The 17,556-nt window shown below is 61.8% G+C and carries 12 protein-coding genes; 3 read left to right on the forward strand and 9 right to left on the reverse strand.

Translation table 11 applies throughout. The annotated features are described in order from the left end of the window. Positions 1-2: 2 nt before the first annotated feature. The 4 genes from AC07VF_RS09870 to ptsP form a co-directional block, all read right to left on the reverse strand. Positions 3-1,565 (reverse strand): alkaline phosphatase D family protein, encoded by a 1,563-nt coding sequence (locus AC07VF_RS09870; protein WP_192170694.1) that lies wholly within the window; start codon positions 1,563-1,565, stop codon positions 3-5. Between the two features lie 485 nt (positions 1,566-2,050). Further along, positions 2,051-3,781, reverse strand: a complete 1,731-nt coding sequence (locus AC07VF_RS09875; RefSeq protein ID WP_495007920.1) for a PTS fructose-like transporter subunit IIB — start codon at positions 3,779-3,781, stop codon at positions 2,051-2,053. 16 nt (positions 3,782-3,797) lie between these two features. Then, positions 3,798-4,736 carry a 1-phosphofructokinase gene (pfkB, locus tag AC07VF_RS09880; RefSeq protein WP_192170692.1) on the reverse strand — a complete coding sequence of 313 codons (939 nt, stop codon included), beginning with the start codon at positions 4,734-4,736 and terminating at the stop codon, positions 3,798-3,800. After that, positions 4,736-7,597, reverse strand: coding sequence for a phosphoenolpyruvate--protein phosphotransferase (ptsP, locus tag AC07VF_RS09885; RefSeq protein WP_192170691.1), 2,862 nt, complete (start codon positions 7,595-7,597; stop codon positions 4,736-4,738). Before ptsP ends, pfkB begins: the two co-directional genes overlap by 1 nt. A gap of 352 nt (positions 7,598-7,949) precedes the next feature. Between ptsP and cra the strand changes: the two genes are divergently transcribed. From cra to AC07VF_RS09900, 3 genes are all read left to right on the forward strand, one after another. Then, positions 7,950-8,945 carry a catabolite repressor/activator gene (cra, locus tag AC07VF_RS09890; RefSeq protein ID WP_346625625.1) on the forward strand — a complete coding sequence of 332 codons (996 nt, stop codon included), beginning with the start codon at positions 7,950-7,952 and terminating at the stop codon, positions 8,943-8,945. A 5-nt stretch (positions 8,946-8,950) separates the two neighbouring features. Beyond that, positions 8,951-9,730 carry a TatD family hydrolase gene (locus tag AC07VF_RS09895; protein ID WP_495007921.1) on the forward strand — a complete coding sequence of 260 codons (780 nt, stop codon included), beginning with the start codon at positions 8,951-8,953 and terminating at the stop codon, positions 9,728-9,730. Between the two features lie 93 nt (positions 9,731-9,823). Beyond that, on the forward strand, positions 9,824-10,252 hold the full coding sequence (locus AC07VF_RS09900) for a low affinity iron permease family protein (RefSeq protein ID WP_192170688.1): 429 nt from the start codon (positions 9,824-9,826) through the stop codon (positions 10,250-10,252). Between the two features lie 161 nt (positions 10,253-10,413). Here AC07VF_RS09900 and garD read toward each other — a convergent pair whose 3' ends face one another. From garD to AC07VF_RS09925, 5 genes are all read right to left on the reverse strand, one after another. Then, positions 10,414-11,967, reverse strand: a complete 1,554-nt coding sequence (gene garD / locus AC07VF_RS09905) for a galactarate dehydratase (protein ID WP_192170687.1) — start codon at positions 11,965-11,967, stop codon at positions 10,414-10,416. Between the two features lie 12 nt (positions 11,968-11,979). Then, positions 11,980-13,350 carry an MFS transporter gene (locus AC07VF_RS09910; RefSeq protein WP_192170686.1) on the reverse strand — a complete coding sequence of 457 codons (1,371 nt, stop codon included), beginning with the start codon at positions 13,348-13,350 and terminating at the stop codon, positions 11,980-11,982. A 174-nt stretch (positions 13,351-13,524) separates the two neighbouring features. Further along, positions 13,525-14,436 carry a 5-dehydro-4-deoxyglucarate dehydratase gene (kdgD, locus tag AC07VF_RS09915; RefSeq protein ID WP_192170685.1) on the reverse strand — a complete coding sequence of 304 codons (912 nt, stop codon included), beginning with the start codon at positions 14,434-14,436 and terminating at the stop codon, positions 13,525-13,527. A gap of 481 nt (positions 14,437-14,917) precedes the next feature. Further along, a complete protein-coding gene (locus AC07VF_RS09920; RefSeq protein WP_133776307.1) occupies positions 14,918-15,667 on the reverse strand; it encodes a FadR/GntR family transcriptional regulator in 750 nt (249 codons plus the stop codon). Between the two features lie 120 nt (positions 15,668-15,787). Continuing rightward, on the reverse strand, positions 15,788-17,524 hold the full coding sequence (locus AC07VF_RS09925) for an ABC transporter ATP-binding protein/permease (RefSeq protein ID WP_495007922.1): 1,737 nt from the start codon (positions 17,522-17,524) through the stop codon (positions 15,788-15,790). Positions 17,525-17,556 lie beyond the last annotated feature (32 nt).

A 17,556-nucleotide genomic window follows, 5' to 3' on the forward strand; every position in this document is an offset into this window, starting at 1 on the left:
CGTCAGGCGATGGGCGCAGGCTGCAGCTTCTTCTCGAACACTGAAACCCCGTCCAGATCCCGCAGCGTTACGGTCATCTCCCCTCTCTGACCGTCGATGTTCACCTCACCAAAAAACTGGAAGCCGGCGAAGGGTGAAGTGTTCTGCGCCGGGGGAGCTTTCTGGAACACCAGTTCAGGGCCGAAGGTTTTGTCCAACGTATTGGGCCCGAAGCTGCCGGCATTCAGCGGGCCGGCAACAAACTCCCAGAACGGATCAAAATCCTGAAACACCGCCTGATCCGGATGGTAGTGGTGAGCCGCGCAGTAATGCACATCGGCGGTCAGCCAGACGGTGTCGCGGACCTTCTGCTGGCGCAGGAAGCCCAACAGCTCGGCGACTTCCAGCTCGCGGCCTTTCGGCGCGCCGTTGTCGGTGTTGGCGATCGCTTCCCAGCGCATCACGCCCGGGCTGATCTCGCCGTCGGGCACGCCAAGGCCGATGGGCATGTCAGCGGCAATGACTTTCCACTGAGCGCCGGAAGCTTGAAGTTCGCGCTTGAGCCAGTCCAGTTGCTCACGGCCGAGAAATGCAGTGGTCGGCCCCGGTTTGTCGGCGAGATTGGCGTCGTTGCCGTCGCGGTAGCTGCGCATGTCGAGCACGAACACGTCGAGCATCGGACCGTAAGCGATTTTGCGATAGACCCGCCCGCCGTTGTCGGCGCTCTGTAGGCGCATAGGGGAGTATTCGAGAAACGCCTGACGCCCGCGCGCCGCCAACAGCTGGATGTCTTTGACCTTGTAGCGGTCGTCGAGCTGCTTGCTCGGTGACCAGTTGTTGGTCACTTCGTGGTCGTCCCACTGCCAGATCTGCGGCACCTCGGCGTTGAAGCGCCGCATGTTTTCGTCCATCAGGTTGTAGCGGTAGGCGCCGCGGTATTCGTCGAGGGTTTCCGCGACCTTGCTTTTTTCTTCGGTGGTGATGTTGCGCCAGACGCGCCCGCCTTCGGTGACCACTTCAGCGGGCACCGGGCCGTCGGCGTAGATGGTGTCGCCGCTGTGGATGAAGAAGTCCGGCAAGCGCAGGCGCATGGCTTCGTAGATGCGCATGCCACCGATTTCGGGGTTGATGCCGAAGCCCTGGCCGACGGTGTCGCCGCTCCAGACGAAACGGATGTTGCGGCGATTGACCGGCACGCTGCGCAAGTGACCGAACCAGGGTTCGCTGGCGACGCCGGTTTGCGCGTCTTCGAAGAACACGCGATAGAAGATGGCTTGATCGGCCGGCAGGCCGGTCAGCTCGACGCGCGCGGTGAAGTCGGTGCGCTGGTCGGCGAGCAGCGAGACCGTGCGGCGCGGGTTGCTGAACATGCTGCGGGTGTCCCATTCGACCACCATGCGCGCCGGCCGGTCGCTGCGACTCCAGACCACCGCGCGATCGCCGAGCACGTCGCCGGACTGCACGCCGTCGGTCATCTTCGGACGGTCCTTGACCGAAGCGATGACCGCCGGCGCAAGCCCCGGCAACAACAAGCCGGCGCCAGCGGCCTGGATGATACGGCGGCGAGTCAGGTCGAACCGGGACATGTTTATCCTCCTCAAGCGAATGCCAAAAGAAGGACGCTAGCAGCGGATTGTTTGCGGGAGATGACAGGGCAGCGAACAAGCCAAGTGTTGTCTGTGTCTGGCACAAGATCCAGTGCCGAGCCCGGTCCCTGTAGGAGTGAGCTTGCTCGCGATGAGGCCGAACATCCGACACATCTCCGCGGCCGGACCGCGCACTTGTAGGACTGGCTTTAGCCGGGAAGGCGTCAGCATTCACACCAAACATCTGATGGCGAACACACCGGCCTCTTCCCGGCTAAAGCCGATCCCACTGACCGCATGCACTTTGTGGACTGGCTTTAGCCGGGAAGGCGTCGGTATTCACACCGCAATTTTGATGGTGTGCCGACGGGCCTATTCCCGGCTGAAGCCGGCCCTACAAAAGCATCGTGTGCATCCAACAGGACCGGCTGGAACCACAATTTGTAGAACCGGCTTTAGCCGGGAAGTGACCGGTGCGGTAGCGGTCAGGCGCCGGCGGGCACCGCGTCCAGCTCCGCCGTTTCCGGTCGTTTCAGCAGCGCGTACAGCACGCCCGTCACGACACTGCCTGCCACGATCGCCAGCAGATACAGCAGCGCATGGTTGATCGCATTCGGGATCAGCAGTACGAACAATCCACCGTGGGGCGCCATCAGTTTGCAGCCGAAGAACATCGACAGCGCACCGGTCAGCGCGCCTCCCACAATGCTCGCCGGAATCACCCGCAGCGGGTCTTTCGCCGCAAACGGAATCGCGCCTTCGGAGATAAAGCACAGCCCCAACACAAAGGCGGCCTTCCCCGCCTCACGCTCGCTCTGGGCAAACTTGCGCCGGGCAATCAATGCCGCGATGCCCATACCAATCGGCGGCACCATGCCGGCCGCCATCGTGGCCGCCATTGGCGCGCCACTGCTCGAGGCCAGCAAGCCAACGGAAAACGCATACGACGCCTTGTTGATCGGCCCACCCAGATCCACACACATCATCGCGCCCAGCAGCACGCCGAGCAGCACGGCGTTGGCCGTGCCCATGGTGTCGAGGAAGTGGGTCAGCCCTTCAAGCATGCCGGCAACCGGCTTGCCTACCACGTAGATCATCACCAGCCCGGTGAACAGGCTCGCCAACAGCGGAATGATCAGAATCGGCTTCAGCGCTTCGACACTCGCCGGCAGTTTCGCGTAGCGATTCACCGCCCAGGCGCTGTAGCCCGCAAGAAACCCGGCGATGATCCCGCCAATGAAGCCAGCGCCCAAGGTGCTCGCCAGCAGCCCACCGATCATCCCCGGCGCAAGGCCCGGACGGTCGGCAATGGAGTAAGCGATGTAACCGGCCAGCAATGGCACCATCAACTGGAACGCCGCGCCCGCGCCAATCTGCTTCAAGGCTGCCGCCAGCGTGCCCGGCTCTTCCGCCGCGTGAATGCCGAACACGAATGACAGCGCAATCAGCAGACCGCCCGCCACCACCATCGGCAGCATGAACGACACACCGGTCAGCAGGTGCTTGTAAACGCCTGTCTTTTCTTTTTTCGACGACGCCTTCGACGCCGAAGCCGTGGATTCGACTTCCGCCTCCGCCAACGCTTTTTTCAGCGTCGCTTCGGCTTGCTTGAGGGCGACACCGGTGCCGCAACGATAAATGCGCTTGCCAGCGAAACGCTCGGTGGCGACTTCAATATCACACGCCAGCAGCACCACATCGGCGTCAGCAATAGCCTGGGCGCTAAGCGGATTACGCGCACCGACCGAGCCCTGGGTTTCCATCTGCAGGTCATAACCGAGTTTTTTCGCCGCCTGCTGAATCGCCTCGGCCGCCATAAAGGTGTGGGCGACGCCGGTCGGGCACGCCGTTACCGCCACCAGACGCGGCTGCGCGCTGGACGTAGCAGACGGGGCGGAAGTCGCGGTGTGCTCGGTCGCCAGCGCCGCTGCTGAACGCAGAAAGCCATCGGCGTCCTGCAACGCTTGCGCGGGCGTGGCCTGATACAGGCGCTTGCCGGAGAAACGCGCCAGGTCCAGCGCGCCGGTGTTGACCACCAGCACCCAGTCGGCCGCTTCGATGTCGCCCGGCGACAGTTGCTTCTCCGGATGGCGGGGATCGTGGATCTCGACGCTGGTGCTCCAACCCTGGCGCTGGGCCGCCGCATCCAGCAGACGGGCACTGAGGACGCTGCTGATTTTGCCGTTCGGACAGGCCGTAACGATGGCTAACTTCATCACACTTCCTCTCTTGTTATGCCGTCAGGACGCGGACGTTGACGCCGCTTTCCAGACGTTTCAATTGCGCCGGATCATTGATGCCGAAGCCGATCTGAGTGACGGCCATGGCCGCAATGGCCGTGGCGGTGCGCAGGGTTTGCTCGGGTTTATGCCCGCAGAGCAAACCGTGAACCATCCCGGCCAGCAGCGAATCACCCGCGCCGACGGTGCTGGCGACCGTGACTTTGGGCGGCAGCGCCTGCAGCGCCACGTCGGCACTGAACCAGTGAACGCCTTCCGAGCCCTGGGAAATCACCACGTGCTCGATGCCGCGCTGGCGCAGGTCCGCCGCCGCTTGCGCTTGAGCGTCAATGGAAATGATCGGCGCATCGAGGGCGTCGGCCAATTCTTCGGTGTTGGGTTTGATCATCCACGGCGACGCTTCGAGCCCGGCGCGCAAGGCTTCACCACTCGTGTCCAGCGCCACTTTCAGGCCCATCGCGTTGAGGCGCAGCAACAGCGTTTTCAGCCACTGCGCGCTCACGCCACGGGGCAGACTGCCGGCCACGACCACCGCATCAAAACCCGACGCGATCTGCTCAACCCGAGCGGCCAGCGCCTGTTGCGCCTGGGCGCTGACTTCGGGGCCTGGGCCGTTGAGGTCGGTAATTCGCCCGCTGCTTTCGGCCAATTTGATGTTGCTGCGCGTCTCACCCGGCACCCGCACGAACTCATCGACGAAGCCGCGCTTGGCGAACAGGGTTTCAAACGGCTGCTGGTTATCCACGCCGAGGAAGCCGGCAACGGTCAGCTCGTGGCCCAAGTCAGCCAGCACCTGAGCGACGTTGATGCCCTTACCCGCCGCGTGGCTGAGCATGGCGTCGCTGCGGTTGACCTGGCCGATCTGCAAGGGGCCCAACTGCACGGTCAGGTCCAGCGCCGGGTTCATGGTCAATGTCAGTATTTTCGCCATTACAGCCCCTCCACCAAGGCTCGCACGTCTGCCGCGCTGCCAACGGCCAGGGCCGCCTGCGCAAGTTTTCGGGCTTCGATCAGATTCAATTCACGGACGCAGGCTTTGACTTCGCCGATGCTCCGCGCCGAGACGCTCAATTCATCCACACCCAGGCCGACCAGCACCGGCACGGCCAGCGGGTCGGCGGCCAGTTCGCCGCAGACGCCCACCCACTTGCCATGGGCATGCGCCGCACGCACGGTGATGTCGATCAGTTGCAACACCGCCGGGTGCAGGCCATCGGCCTGGGCGGACAGGGTCGGGTGACCGCGGTCGATCGCCATCGTGTACTGGGTCAGGTCGTTGGTGCCGACGCTGAAGAAGTCCACTTCCTTGGCCAGCACCGGCGCCAGCAGCGCCGCCGACGGTACTTCGATCATGATGCCCAGTTGCAGGTCGGCCACCGGGATCTCCAGACGCAGGCGCTCGGTCATGTCCCGGGCCTGACGCCATTCTTCAACGGTGCCCACCATCGGGAACATGATGCGCAGCGGGCGATTGTCCGACGCACGCAGCAACGCGCGCAGCTGGCTTTCCATGATGTCCGGGCGCTGCAAGGTCAGGCGAATGCCGCGCACGCCGAGAAACGGGTTTTCTTCTTTATCGATCGGCCAATACGGCAGCGGCTTGTCGCCGCCGACGTCCAGGGTGCGAACCACCAGCGGGCGACCGTCGAGGTCTTTGAGCACGCGACGGTATTCGGCTTCCTGGGTCGCTTCATCGGGCGCAGAGCTGTGGGCCATGAAAAGCAATTCGGTGCGCAGCAGGCCAATCCCTTCGGCGCCCTGCTCCACCGCGGCCGGCGTACCGGCGCTGTCACCGATGTTGGCGAACACCTCAACGGCGTGGCCGTCCTGGGTGATCGCAGGCTCCATGCGCAGCGCAGCCGCAGCCTTGAGGCGTTGCTCGCGGGTGTCGCGGTCCTGCAAGGCGCGCTGCAGGGTTGCTTCGCCTGGCGCGACGTCGAGACGCCCGCGCTGGCCGTCGATCAACAACTGCGTGCCGGATTTGATCAGCAACACGGCATCGCCGGCACCGACCAGCGCCGGGATTCCCAACGCCCGGGCAACGATGGCGCTGTGGGCCGTGGCGCCGCCGCGCGCGGTGAGAATCCCGGCGACGCGCGCAGGGTCCAGACGTGCGACGTCGGACGGCCCGACTTCGTCCATCACCAGAATGTACGGTTCTTCAGGCTCAACCAGATCCTCGACGCCGCAGATCTGCGCCAGCACGCGGCGACCGACATCCCGCAAGTCAGCGGCACGTTCGGCCAGCAGCGCGTCTTTGAGCTGTTCCTGCTGACGGGCGGCGGCCTCGATCACGTTCATCCACGCCGCTGCCGCGCTCTCGCCTTGCTTCAAGCGCTGGGCCACTTCGTCGACCAGTTCGGGGTCGGCAAGCATTTCCTGGTGGGTGACGAAAATCTCGCGAATGGCTTTCGCCGTGCTGCGCTCGATCAACTGCTCGATGTCGATGCGCACCTGCGCCAGCGCACTGTGCAGGCGTTCGTGTTCGACGCTTTGCGACTCGCCCTGCATCGGGTAATCGATCACCGGCAGAACCTGCACGTGGGCCGGGCCGAAAGCGATGCCGGGCGCCGCAGGAACGGCCTGAATCTGAGCGCCAGCAACGGGCGCGCTGAGGGTTTTCTCAACGATCGCCGGAGCTGGCGCGGATTCGCTGTGGGTCGGCAACGGCTCGATTTCTTCGCCCAGGCCTTCGAGCACCGCAGCGATCAACGCAGGCAAGGCATCGGCGGCAATGGTCGGCTCGGCAATGAACTCAAGGGACTGACCGCGCTGCACGCCGAGGCTCAGCAGTTTGCTCAGGCTCTTGGCGGACACAGGATTCTCGGTGCCGTCGACAATGCGCACGCGGATGTCGCCGTCGAAGCCTTTGGCCAACTGCGCGAGGATTTTCGCCGGCCGCGCGTGCAGGCCGTGGGCATTGGCCAGGGTTACGCGCTCGCTCGGCCAGTCTGGCGGCACTTCGCCGCCCAACGCCTGGAGCACGGCGCGGCTGCTGGTGGCCTTGCCCAGTTCGTGGCCGCGGCCTTCGATCAGCAACGAGCACAGGCGTTCAAGCAACGCCTGGTGTGATTCGCCCAGACTGGCGAGGCAAAACAGCCCTGTCAGCGACTGACCCAGATGCCTCATCGGCTTGTCCGGGGTGACGAAGGCCAGGCCGGGCTTGTTGACCATCTGCTCGCTGTGCAGCCACCAGAGGCCTTCGCCCAATGGCAGCGGCTCGACCTGCTGCAGGACCGCCGCGAAGCCGTTGTTCACGCACTCGGCCTTGCGCAGCAGACGCGCGCCGCGCCAGACCAGTTCTTCGAAATCATCGACCATGACGCCCAGGCTGATCATCTGCGCATCGAGGGCCAGTTCCTGCGGCGCGCCTTGCAGCAGTTTGAGCAGCGACTCGGGGTCCTTGGCCTGACGCAGCGCTTCGCCCAAGTCGTTCTCACCGAGGGCGCGGGTCAGCAGCTGGAGCAAACGCAGGTGCTCGTCAGACTTGGCGGCGATGCCAATGGCCAGATAAACCATCTGCCCGTCGCCCCAGTCGACGCCTTCGGGGAATTGCATCAGGCGCACGCCGGTGGCGAACACCTGGTCGCGGGTCTGTGGCGTGCCGTGGGGAATGGCGATGCCCTGGCCCAGAAACGTCGAGCCTTGTTGCTCGCGCGCCTGCAAGCCTGCAAGGTAGCCGGCAGCCACCAGGCCGTCAGCGACGAGCAAGTCAGCCAGCAGTTGCAACGCGGCGGGCTTGTCCACCGCCGACTGGTCCATGGAAATTTGCTCTATGGTCAGCTCGAGCATTGCGTTCTCCTGTGCTGCGCGAGGTCGCGCCAGATTCTTGTTGTAGGACCGGTCGTAGACACCGATGACTGACGGTTTGCGAATATTGAATGCGGCATTCAGAGGTGCGATTGGGCAAAAAGTGCCATAAACAGGCCTGCTGAATCGTTTAATCTAAAGTGTCGCGCACGTTACTTGATAATCCCGGCGGTTTGAAGCTCATCCGGTCGAATCGTGTAGGAAACATCCCGAGCGGGCTACATGCTTCCTACAAGACGACGGTCTGCTGTCATGATGGCTGTTAATCGGTGAAAATCCCTGCCACGGTAGTTCAGCTCTCACTTCTGCTTCCCATCACGAAAGGATGCCCGGCTTGAAACTCAGTGATATTGCGCGTCTGGCCGGTGTTTCTGTGACCACGGCCAGCTACGTGATCAACGGCAAGGCCGAACAGCAACGCATCAGCAGTGCGACGGTCGAGCGTGTGCGCGCGGTGGTCGACGCCCACGGCTTCCGGCCCAACCCGCAGGCCGCCGGGTTGCGCAGCCGGCATACCCGAACCCTCGGCTTCATCCTGCCCGACCTGGAAAACCCCAGTTACGCGCGCATTGCCAAGCAACTGGAACAGGGCGCCCGCGCGCGCGGCTACCAGCTGCTGATCGCCAGTTCTGACGACGATCCCATCAGCGAGTTGCAGTTGTTGCAGCTGTTTCGCGCGCGACGCTGCGATGCGCTGTTCGTCGCCAGTTGCCTGCCGGCCAGCGATGACAGCTACCGGGCGCTGCAGCAGCAAGGAACGCCGGTCATCGCCATCGACCGGGAGATGGACCCGGCGTACTTCTGCTCGGTGGTCAGCGACGACCACGACGCCAGCCAGCAGCTGACCCGCAGCCTGCTGGAGATCAACCCCCGGCACATCGCCCTGATCGGCGCGCAGCCCGAACTGAGCGTCAGTAAGGCGCGGGCCAGCGGCTTCGAAGACGCGCTGGAGGGTTTCGAAGGCTCGGTGATCATCGAACACGGCGACGCGTTCAGCCGTGATTGCGGCCTGCGACTGGCCAGCGACATGTTTGATCGCCTGGGGTATTTCCCCGACGCGCTGATCACCACGTCCTACGTCCTGCTGCAAGGGGTGTTCGACCTGCTGCACCAGCGCCGCCTGAATCCGGACCAACTTCACCTGGGCACGTTCGGTGACACGCAGTTGCTGGATTTCCTGCCGTTGCCAGTCAATGCCATGGCTCAGCAGCACCCTTTGATCGCCGAGAAAGCCCTCGCGCTGGCGTTGTCGGCCATTGAGCAGGATCAGTACGAACCGGGCGTGCATGCCATCGTGCGGACATTCAAACAGCGGATTCACGAGGCGTAAGCAACGTGCGACTGATCGACACCCACACGCACCTGGATTTCGACGATTTCGACGCCGACCGCGACGACGTCCTCGCCAACAGCCGGCAGCTTGGGGTGGAGCGCATCGTGGTGTTGGGCGTCTATCAGCGCAATCTGCAGCGAGTGTGGGATCTGGCGCTCAGCGAACCTTCGGTGTACGCCGCGCTGGGCTTGCACCCGGTGTTCCTGGAAGAGCATCAGCCCGAGCATGTGCAGCAATTGCGCGACTGGCTGACCCGTCTGGCCGGGCATCCCAAGCTGTGCGCCGTGGGCGAGATCGGTCTGGATTACTACATCGAATCCCTGGACCGCCCGCCACAACAGACCTTGCTCGACCAGCAGTTGCAGCTGGCCGCCGACTTCAACCTCCCTCCCCTGCTGCACGTGCGCCGCAGCCATGCCGACACCATCGCAGCGCTCAAGCGTTTCAAACTCAAGCGCCGCGGCATCGTTCACGCTTTCGCCGGCAGCCGCGAGGAAGCCCGCGAATACATCAAGCTGGGTTACAAGCTGGGGCTGGGCGGTGCAGCGACCTGGCCGCAGGCCTTGCGCATGCACCGGGTGATCGCCGAGTTGCCGCTCGAAAGCATTGTGCTGGAAACCGATTCCCCGGACATGGCGCCTGCGATGTTTCCGGGCTTGCGCAACAGCCCCGAGCACCTTCCCGATATATGCGCGGCCATCGCCGAACTGATGAAAATCCCTGCGAACAAACTGGCCGCAGCGAGCACCGCCAACGCGTGTGAAGTGTTCGGCTGGGACTGAAACCTGTCGCCGATTTCATGTTGCGATAAGAAATTTCAAAGACTTAGCGTGGTCCCTTGGGTATCTCTCTTGGTTAACTAAGGAAACCCGTTAATGAAATTCTCGAAGTTCGCGCAGGCCTTGTCGCAGTGGTCCGGCAGCCCACGAACCTTCCTCGTGGCGATTGCCCTGATCTGTGTGTGGGCCGTGACCGGGCCATTCTTCCACTACAACGACACTTGGCAGCTGATCATCAATACGTCCACCACCATCATCACCTTCCTGATGGTTTTTCTGATTCAGAACACCCAGAACCGCGACACCGATGAGATGCATATCAAGATCGACGAACTGCTGCGCGTGACGAAGGACGCGCAGAACGCCGTGCTGAGTCTGGATAATCTTGATCAGAAGGAATTGCACGCGCTGCGCAAGAAATACAAGGCGATGGGCGAAGGCGTGGAGTTTGATCACACCGAGGCGTTTCCGGAACCGGAGCCTGAGGCGGGTGAAGAGAAAGCGGGGTTGGTGACTAGCCGCTGATGCCTTGACTCTTTAGCGGCAGAAGTGACGTATTCGCGAGCAAGCTCGCTGCCACCGGGCGCTGAGTACGACGCAGAAACCTGTGGCGACACGACCACTCCCACATGGACCATGCACCAGCCGGACTACTAAACCCGGCTGGTAGAGGGCTGAATTCCGGCTTATGTAATCGGCGCCGGGTTGAACAGGGTGATGTCGTTGTGCAGACGATACTTCTCGGTCCAGGTCGTCTTCTTTCCGCTGGCGACGTCGAGGTAGAAGTGAAAAAGCTCCCATCCCAGGTCCTCGATGCTGGCGCGCCCGGTTGCAATGCGCCCTGCATCAACATCGATCAGATCGGGCCAGCGCTGTGCCAGCTCCGTGCGGGTCGACACTTTCACCACCGGTGACATCGCCAGACCATACGGCGTGCCGCGTCCGGTTGTGAACACGTGCAGGTTCATCCCTGCTGCCAGTTGCAGCGTCCCGCAAACAAAATCGCTTGCTGGCGTTGCGCAGAAGATCAGGCCTTTGCGCGTCACCCGTTCGCCAGGGCCAAGCACCCCGTTGATCGCGCTGCTGCCGGATTTGACGATCGACCCGAGGGACTTCTCGACGATGTTCGACAGCCCGCCCTTCTTGTTCCCCGGCGTGGTGTTGGCGCTGCGGTCCGCTTCGCCCTTGGCCAGATAACGGTCGTACCAGTCCATTTCGCGAACCAGGCCTTCAGCGACTTCCATGTTTTCCGCGCGGGAGGTCAGCAGGTAGATCGCGTCACGCACTTCGGTCACTTCTGAGAACATCACGGTAGCGCCCGCGCGCAGCAGCAGGTCCGACGCATAACCCAGTGCCGGGTTGGCGGTGATGCCGGAAAACGCATCACTGCCGCCGCACTGCATGCCCAGAATCAATTCCGACGCCGGCACAGTTTCGCGACGACGCTGGTCGAGCTTCTTCAAACGCGTCTCGGCCAATTCCATGATCTGCTCGATCATTTCATTGAAGCCGTGTTTGGAATCCTGCAGGCGATACAGCCAAGGCTCGCTCAGATCAACCGAGGCGTCGTCGCTGTGCATGACCTGATCGGCCTGCAACTTCTCGCAGCCCAGGCTGATCACCAGCGCCTCGCCCCCCAGGTTCGGGTTGCGCGCCAGATTGCGCACGGTGCGAATCGGGATGTACGCGTCCTTGGCGGTGATGGCGACGCCGCAGCCGTAGCTGTGGGTCAGCGCTACAACGTCATCGACGTTCGGGTACTTGGGCAGCAGTTCTTCGCGGATGCGCTTGACGGCGAAATCCAGAACCCCCGTCACGCACTGAACGGTCGTGGTAATCCCCAGGATATTGCGCGTGCCGACCGTGCCGTCGGCGTTGCGATAACCCTCGAAGGTGAAGCCTTCCAGCGGCTCGCCCCTGACCGGCACCGCGTCAGACATCGGCAGACTGTCCAGCGCCGGCGCCGACGGCATGCGCAGCTGATCTTCCTTGACCCAACTGCCCTTCGGGATCGGCTGCAGCGCATAGCCGATGGTGTGGCCGTAACGAATGATCGGCTCCCCTTCGGCGATGTCCACGGTGTTCACCTTGTGGCTCTGCGGCACGTTGTCGACGGTCACCAGACCGTTATCGAATTCAGTCCCCGCCGGAACGCCCTGGTCATTGACCACGACGACGACGTTATCAAGCGCATGCAAGCGAATGTAACGCGGCGAGTCGGCATGTTGGATCAAGTTCATCACGGTTTTTCCTCAGAGTTTCGCTTGAGAAAGCTCGGCTTCACTGGCCGGCAAGGCACCCTTCGTTGGGGTTTCCTTGAGTTCTACGCGTTTGATTTCACCGACGATGAAGATGTAGCTGATCACCGCCACCAGCGCGTTGGCGCCGACGAACACCAAGGCCCATTTGAACGAACCGGTGGTGCTGATGATGTAGCCGATGACGATCGGGGTGGTGATGGAAGCGATGTTACCGAACATGTTGAACAGACCGCCGCTCAAACCGGCGATTTGTTTCGGCGATGCGTCGGACATGACCGCCCAGCCCAATGCGCCCACGCCCTTGCCGAAGAAGGCCAGGGCCATGAAGCCCACGACGACCCATTCGATGTCGACGTAGTTGCACGTGACGATGGACGTCGACAGCAGCAAACCACCAATGATCGGCGCCTTGCGTGCGAAGGTCAGCGAGTGGCCTTTGCGCAGCAGGTAATCGGAGATGATCCCGCCGAGTACGCCGCCGATGAACCCGCAGATGGCCGGCAGTGACGCGATGAAGCCCGCTTTCAGGATGGTCATGCCGCGTTCTTGAACCAGGTACACCGGGAACCAGGTCAGGAAGAAGTAGGTGATGCCGTTGATGCAGTATTGAGCCAGGTAAATGCCTAGCATCATGCGGTTGGTCAGCAACTGGCGTACGTAGTCCCATTTCGGACCGCTGGCCGAGCCTTTGCCCTTGTCCTGATCCATATCGACCATGCCGCCGTTGTTGGCGATGTGATCGAACTCTTCCTTGTTGATGTTCGGGTGGTTGCGCGGGCTGTGGATAACTTTCAGCCAGATCAGCGAGAACAGGATGCCGATGCTGCCCATCACGACGAAAACGTGCTGCCAGCCGAATGTGTAGACGATCCAGCCCATGATCGGAGCAAACAGAACGGTAGCGAAGTATTGCGCCGAGTTGAAGATCGCCGAGGCCGTGCCGCGTTCGGACGTCGGGAACCAAGCCGCCACGATACGGGCGTTGCCGGGGAACGAGGGTGCTTCGGCGAGGCCGACCATGAAGCGCAGCGCGAACAGCAGGAAGATGGCGGTCGAGAGACCGAATTCACCGACGTAACCTTGTAGCACGGTGAACAGCGACCAGGTGAAGATGCTCATTGCATAGACTTTCTTGGAGCCGTAACGGTCCAGAAGCCAGCCGCCGGGGATCTGGCCGGCGACGTACGCCCAACCAAATGCGGAGAAGATAAAACCGAGGGTGACGGCGTCGATGCCGAGGCTTTTCTGCAGGCTGGAGCCCGCGATGGCGATGGTTGCACGGTCGGCGTAGTTGATCGTGGTCACCAGAAACAGCATGAGCAAGATCAAATAGCGGACGTGGGTCGGCTTGGTTTTCAGCATGTTCGAAACTCCCACTAATTATTTTTTTGTGCGGGTAAACGATCTTATGTGTGTGCTGCTCGCCCCTGCCCCTAAAACAGATGCGATGTGAAGCTGTCCTGCCAGGTATCCGTTAGCAAAGCCCCGAGGGCAAAAAACCGCTGATCGCTCAGCGGTTTTGCGGCAACTGGGCAGTTACTGCTTGCCCTGCTTGTCCATCAGAGCAGCCAGCATGTCGACTTCGTCCGACGTCAGATCAGTCAGCGGCGCGCGGACCGGACCTGCGTCGTAGCCGGCAAGCTTGGCGCCCGCCTTGACGATGCTCACTGCGTAGCCGTGTTTGCGGTTACGGATGTCGAGATACGGCAGGAAGAAATCGTCGATCAGCTTGCCGACGGTCTGGTGATCGTCTTTGGCGATGGCGTGGTAGAAGTCCATGGCCATTTTCGGCAGGAAGTTGAACACCGCCGACGAGTAAACCGGCACGCCCAGCGCCTTGTAGGCGGCGGCGTAGACTTCAGCGGTCGGCAGACCACCCAAGTACGAGAAGCGGTCGCCCAGACGACGGCGGATCGAAACCATCAGTTCGATATCGCCCAGGCCGTCTTTGTAGCCGATCAGGTTCGGGCAGCGCTCGGCCAGTTGTTCCAGCAGCGCAGGCGTCAGGCGGCAGACGTTACGGTTGTAGACGACAACACCGATCTTGACCGATTTGCAGACCGCTTCAACGTGGAGGGCAACGCCGTCCTGGCTGGCTTCGGTCAGGTAATGAGGCAACAGCAGCAGGCCTTTGGCACCCAGACGCTCGGCTTCTTGAGCCATCTGAATCGCCTGGCGGGTCGGACCACCGACGCCAGCCAGAATCGGCACGCTGGTTTCGCAGGTGTCGACGGCAGTCTTGATGATCTCGGAGTATTCGCCGCCGGTCAGGGAGAAGAACTCACCTGTGCCGCCAGCGGCGAACAGCGCGGAGGCGCCGTACGGAGCGAGCCATTCCAGACGCTTGATGTAGCCAGCGCGGTGGAAGTCGCCCTGGGCATTGAAATCGGTAACGGGGAAGGAAAGCAGACCGTGAGAGAGGATGGACTTCAGTTCTTGTGGATTCATTATTCGAACACCCTGGGGAGCTATTTTTGTGGATGAAGCACCAGTCCTGCGCTGATGTCGTAAGTCATCGTACAACTGGGAGGGGGATCACTCAATAGCGTTTTGAAATATTTATGACGGGTGAGGATGAGTGGTGGATTTGAGGGAGGCCGAGATTTGGCGGAGGTGGCGACAGTCAGATGGTGGTATTGCGTAGTCGCAGATTGCACGACCCTGTGGGAGCGAGCTTGGTCTGGGCCGCATCCGGACGAAGAGGCCCTTACATCCGGTACATCTGCAGAGCCTGAAATGCCGTCTTCGTGAGCAAGCTCACTCCCACACTGACAGTGTTTGCCATAACAATTGCATCTGCCTCCGGACCGGGGCGATGGGGCAAAGGAGCAAAGGGGCAAAGGGGCAATCCCAAGGCTATTAACCAATCCCCGCAACCGCTTCAATCAAGGGCAGCGCAGCTACGCCATGCCCTTTCAAACAATCCACCTCAAGCCCGCTGCGATTCAGCCTCTTCATGGGCATGGCGCAGTCGTTCGCGGCTGTTGGTCAGGTGCAGGCGCATGGCGGCGCGAGCGGCGTCGGAGTCCTGGCGCGCGATGGCGTCGTAGATTTCCTCATGCTCGCGGCTCAGGCGGCTCATGTAATGCTGGTTGTCATCATGAGCGAGGCGCGCCGAGTTCAGCCGGGTACGGGGGATGATGCTCGTACCCAAGTGATTCATGATGTCGGTGAAGTAGCGGTTGCCGGTCGACAGGGCAATTGCCATGTGGAACTGGAAATCGGCGCCGACAGCGTCGCTGGCATGGGCCGCACTTTCGTTGAGTGCGTCGAGGGCGGCGCGCATGTCCGCCAGTTGTTCGGCGGATCGGCGTTGAGCAGCCAGGCCGGCCGACTCGACCTCAAGACTGATGCGCAGCTCGAGAATCGCCAGGACGTCACGCAGGGTGACGATGGTCGCCGGGTCGATACGGAAACCGCTTGGGCTTGGCGTGTCGAGGACGAAAGTGCCGATGCCGTGCCGGGTCTCCACCAGCCCGGAGGCCTGCAAGCGCGAGATGGCTTCGCGTACGACGGTACGGCTGACGCCCTGCTCTTCCATGATGGCAGACTCGGTGGGCAACTTATCGCCGCGCTTGAGTCCGCCGGTGCGGATGCGCTCGGAGAGTTCGGTGACCAATTCCTGCGCGAGACTGCGGTGCTTTCGGCGGGCGCGAGGCGGAGCGCTCTGATTTTCCATATCCAACATGCATCTCTAAATACGCTGAACGCTGATGATAGCTCACCAGGTTGTGTGATCACACAACAACCCCGGTGAGGCGCCTTGTTTACGACACTTTATCGCTTCAGCACTCTACGCTCAAAATGCCGTTTCGGTGAGCGGCTGCTCATGCAACTGACCGCCGTCGATGCGCACGTGCCGACGATGGAAGCGCTTGAGGCTGCTGCGGTGGCCGATGCTGAGCAAGGTCACGCCCGGCAACTCGTCCAGCAATGCCTGATACAACGCGGCTTCATCCTCTTCATCCATCGCTGATGTGGCTTCATCCAAATACAACCAGTCCGGCGCGAACAGCAGCGCGCGGGCGAACGCCACCCGTTGTTGCTCGCCCGGCGACAGCATGCGCTGCCAGTGCTCGCTCTCGTCCAGTCGTGGAATCAGATGACCCAGGCGGCAGGTTTCCAGCACTTGGGCAAAGCGCTCGACAGGATAGACCTCGGGCGCCTGGGGATAACTCAACGCCTCCCGCAGCGTGCCGATCGGCAAATACGGTTTTTGCGGCAGGAAAAACGCGCGTTTGGCCGGTAATTTCACCGCACCATGGCCCTCTTTCCACAACCCGCCCATCGCCCGCAGCAGCGTACTTTTGCCACTGCCGGAGCGCCCGCTGAGCATGACCTTCTCACCTGCTGCAATGCTGATGTTTGCGTTGTTCAGGAGCTGGCGACCGCCTGCGAGAGACAGCGCCAGGCCTTCAAGCTGCAAGGCGTTGCTTTCATGACTGACCTGGATGGCCGGCACGCGCGCTTCGTTTTCGTCCATGGCCTGACGGAAGCTGAGCAGACGATCACAGGTGGCGCGCCACGATGCCAGTTGGGTGTACGCGTCGATGAACCAGCTGAAATTCTCCTGCACGTTGCCGAAGGCCGAGTTGATCTGCATCAGCTCGCCCAGTTCGATCTTGCCGGCGAAGTAGCGGGGTGCGGCCACGACAAAGGCGAAGACGATGGCGATTTGTGAGTAACCAGCGGTGAAGAACGTCAGGCGCTTCTGCACCTTCATGATCGTCCAGAAGTTGCTCCAGACCATGCCGAATCGCGCACTCAGGCGCTGATTCTCGTTGGCTTCGCCGTCGGACAGGGCGATGCTTTCGGCGTTCTCGCGAACGCGCACCAGCGAGAAACGCATGTCGGCTTCGTACCGCTGTTGCTGGTTGCTCAGGACGATCAGGCGTTTGCCAATCAGGTGAGTCAGCAAGCTGCCAACCGCCGCGTAAATAAGTGCGGCCCAGAACATGTAGCCCGGAATGGTGATGCCGAACAGCTCAATGCTGCCGGACACACCCCACAGAATCACCGAGAACGACACCAGACTGACCACCGTGCGCAGCAGGCCCAAGCTCAGGCTGAGGGTGTCGGACGTGAAGTTATTGAGGTCTTCGGACAGACGCTGGTCAGGGTTATCGGTGTAACCGCCCTGCTCCAGCCGATAGTAATTCTTGTGCGCGAGCCATTTGGCGAAATGCTGTTCGGTCAGCCAGCGACGCCAGCGGATGGTCAGCATCTGGGTCAGATAGAGGCGATACACCGCGCCGAGAATGGCGATGGCGGCAATCCCGCAGAAGTAGAGGATGAGATGGGTGAAGGCCCCCAGGTCCTTATTCTGCAGCGCGTTGTAGAAGTCGCGGTACCAGCTGTTGACCAACACCGAAATGAACACGCTGAACAGCGACAGCACGATCACTGCGATCAACAGCACCCAGGCCATGCCTTTTTCTTCGCTGCGCCAGTAAGGCGTCACCAGCTTCCAGACCCGGGAAAAGAAATTCCCGTTCACAGCGTCATTGACCCTGGATTCATCTACATCAAAATTCATGGCAAAAAGCTCGGCAGCGGGCAGTTATAGGC

Source organism: Pseudomonas sp. GW821-FHT02H06 (assembly GCF_059421525.1).

What these genes read in the sequence shown, in the direction of transcription:
- AC07VF_RS09870 (WP_192170694.1), bottom strand. Translation starts at nt 1,565, where the DNA reads ATGTCCCGGTTCGACCTGACTCGCCGCCGTATCATCCAGGCCGCTGGC.
- AC07VF_RS09875 (WP_495007920.1), bottom strand. Translation starts at nt 3,781, where the DNA reads ATGAAGTTAGCCATCGTTACGGCCTGTCCGAACGGCAAAATCAGCAGC.
- pfkB (WP_192170692.1), bottom strand. Translation starts at nt 4,736, where the DNA reads ATGGCGAAAATACTGACATTGACCATGAACCCGGCGCTGGACCTGACC.
- ptsP (WP_192170691.1), bottom strand. Translation starts at nt 7,597, where the DNA reads ATGCTCGAGCTGACCATAGAGCAAATTTCCATGGACCAGTCGGCGGTG.
- AC07VF_RS09900 (WP_192170688.1), top strand. Translation starts at nt 9,824, where the DNA reads ATGAAATTCTCGAAGTTCGCGCAGGCCTTGTCGCAGTGGTCCGGCAGC.
- garD (WP_192170687.1), bottom strand. Translation starts at nt 11,967, where the DNA reads ATGAACTTGATCCAACATGCCGACTCGCCGCGTTACATTCGCTTGCAT.
- AC07VF_RS09910 (WP_192170686.1), bottom strand. Translation starts at nt 13,350, where the DNA reads ATGCTGAAAACCAAGCCGACCCACGTCCGCTATTTGATCTTGCTCATG.
- kdgD (WP_192170685.1), bottom strand. Translation starts at nt 14,436, where the DNA reads ATGAATCCACAAGAACTGAAGTCCATCCTCTCTCACGGTCTGCTTTCC.
- AC07VF_RS09920 (WP_133776307.1), bottom strand. Translation starts at nt 15,667, where the DNA reads ATGGAAAATCAGAGCGCTCCGCCTCGCGCCCGCCGAAAGCACCGCAGT.
- AC07VF_RS09925 (WP_495007922.1), bottom strand. Translation starts at nt 17,524, where the DNA reads ATGAATTTTGATGTAGATGAATCCAGGGTCAATGACGCTGTGAACGGG.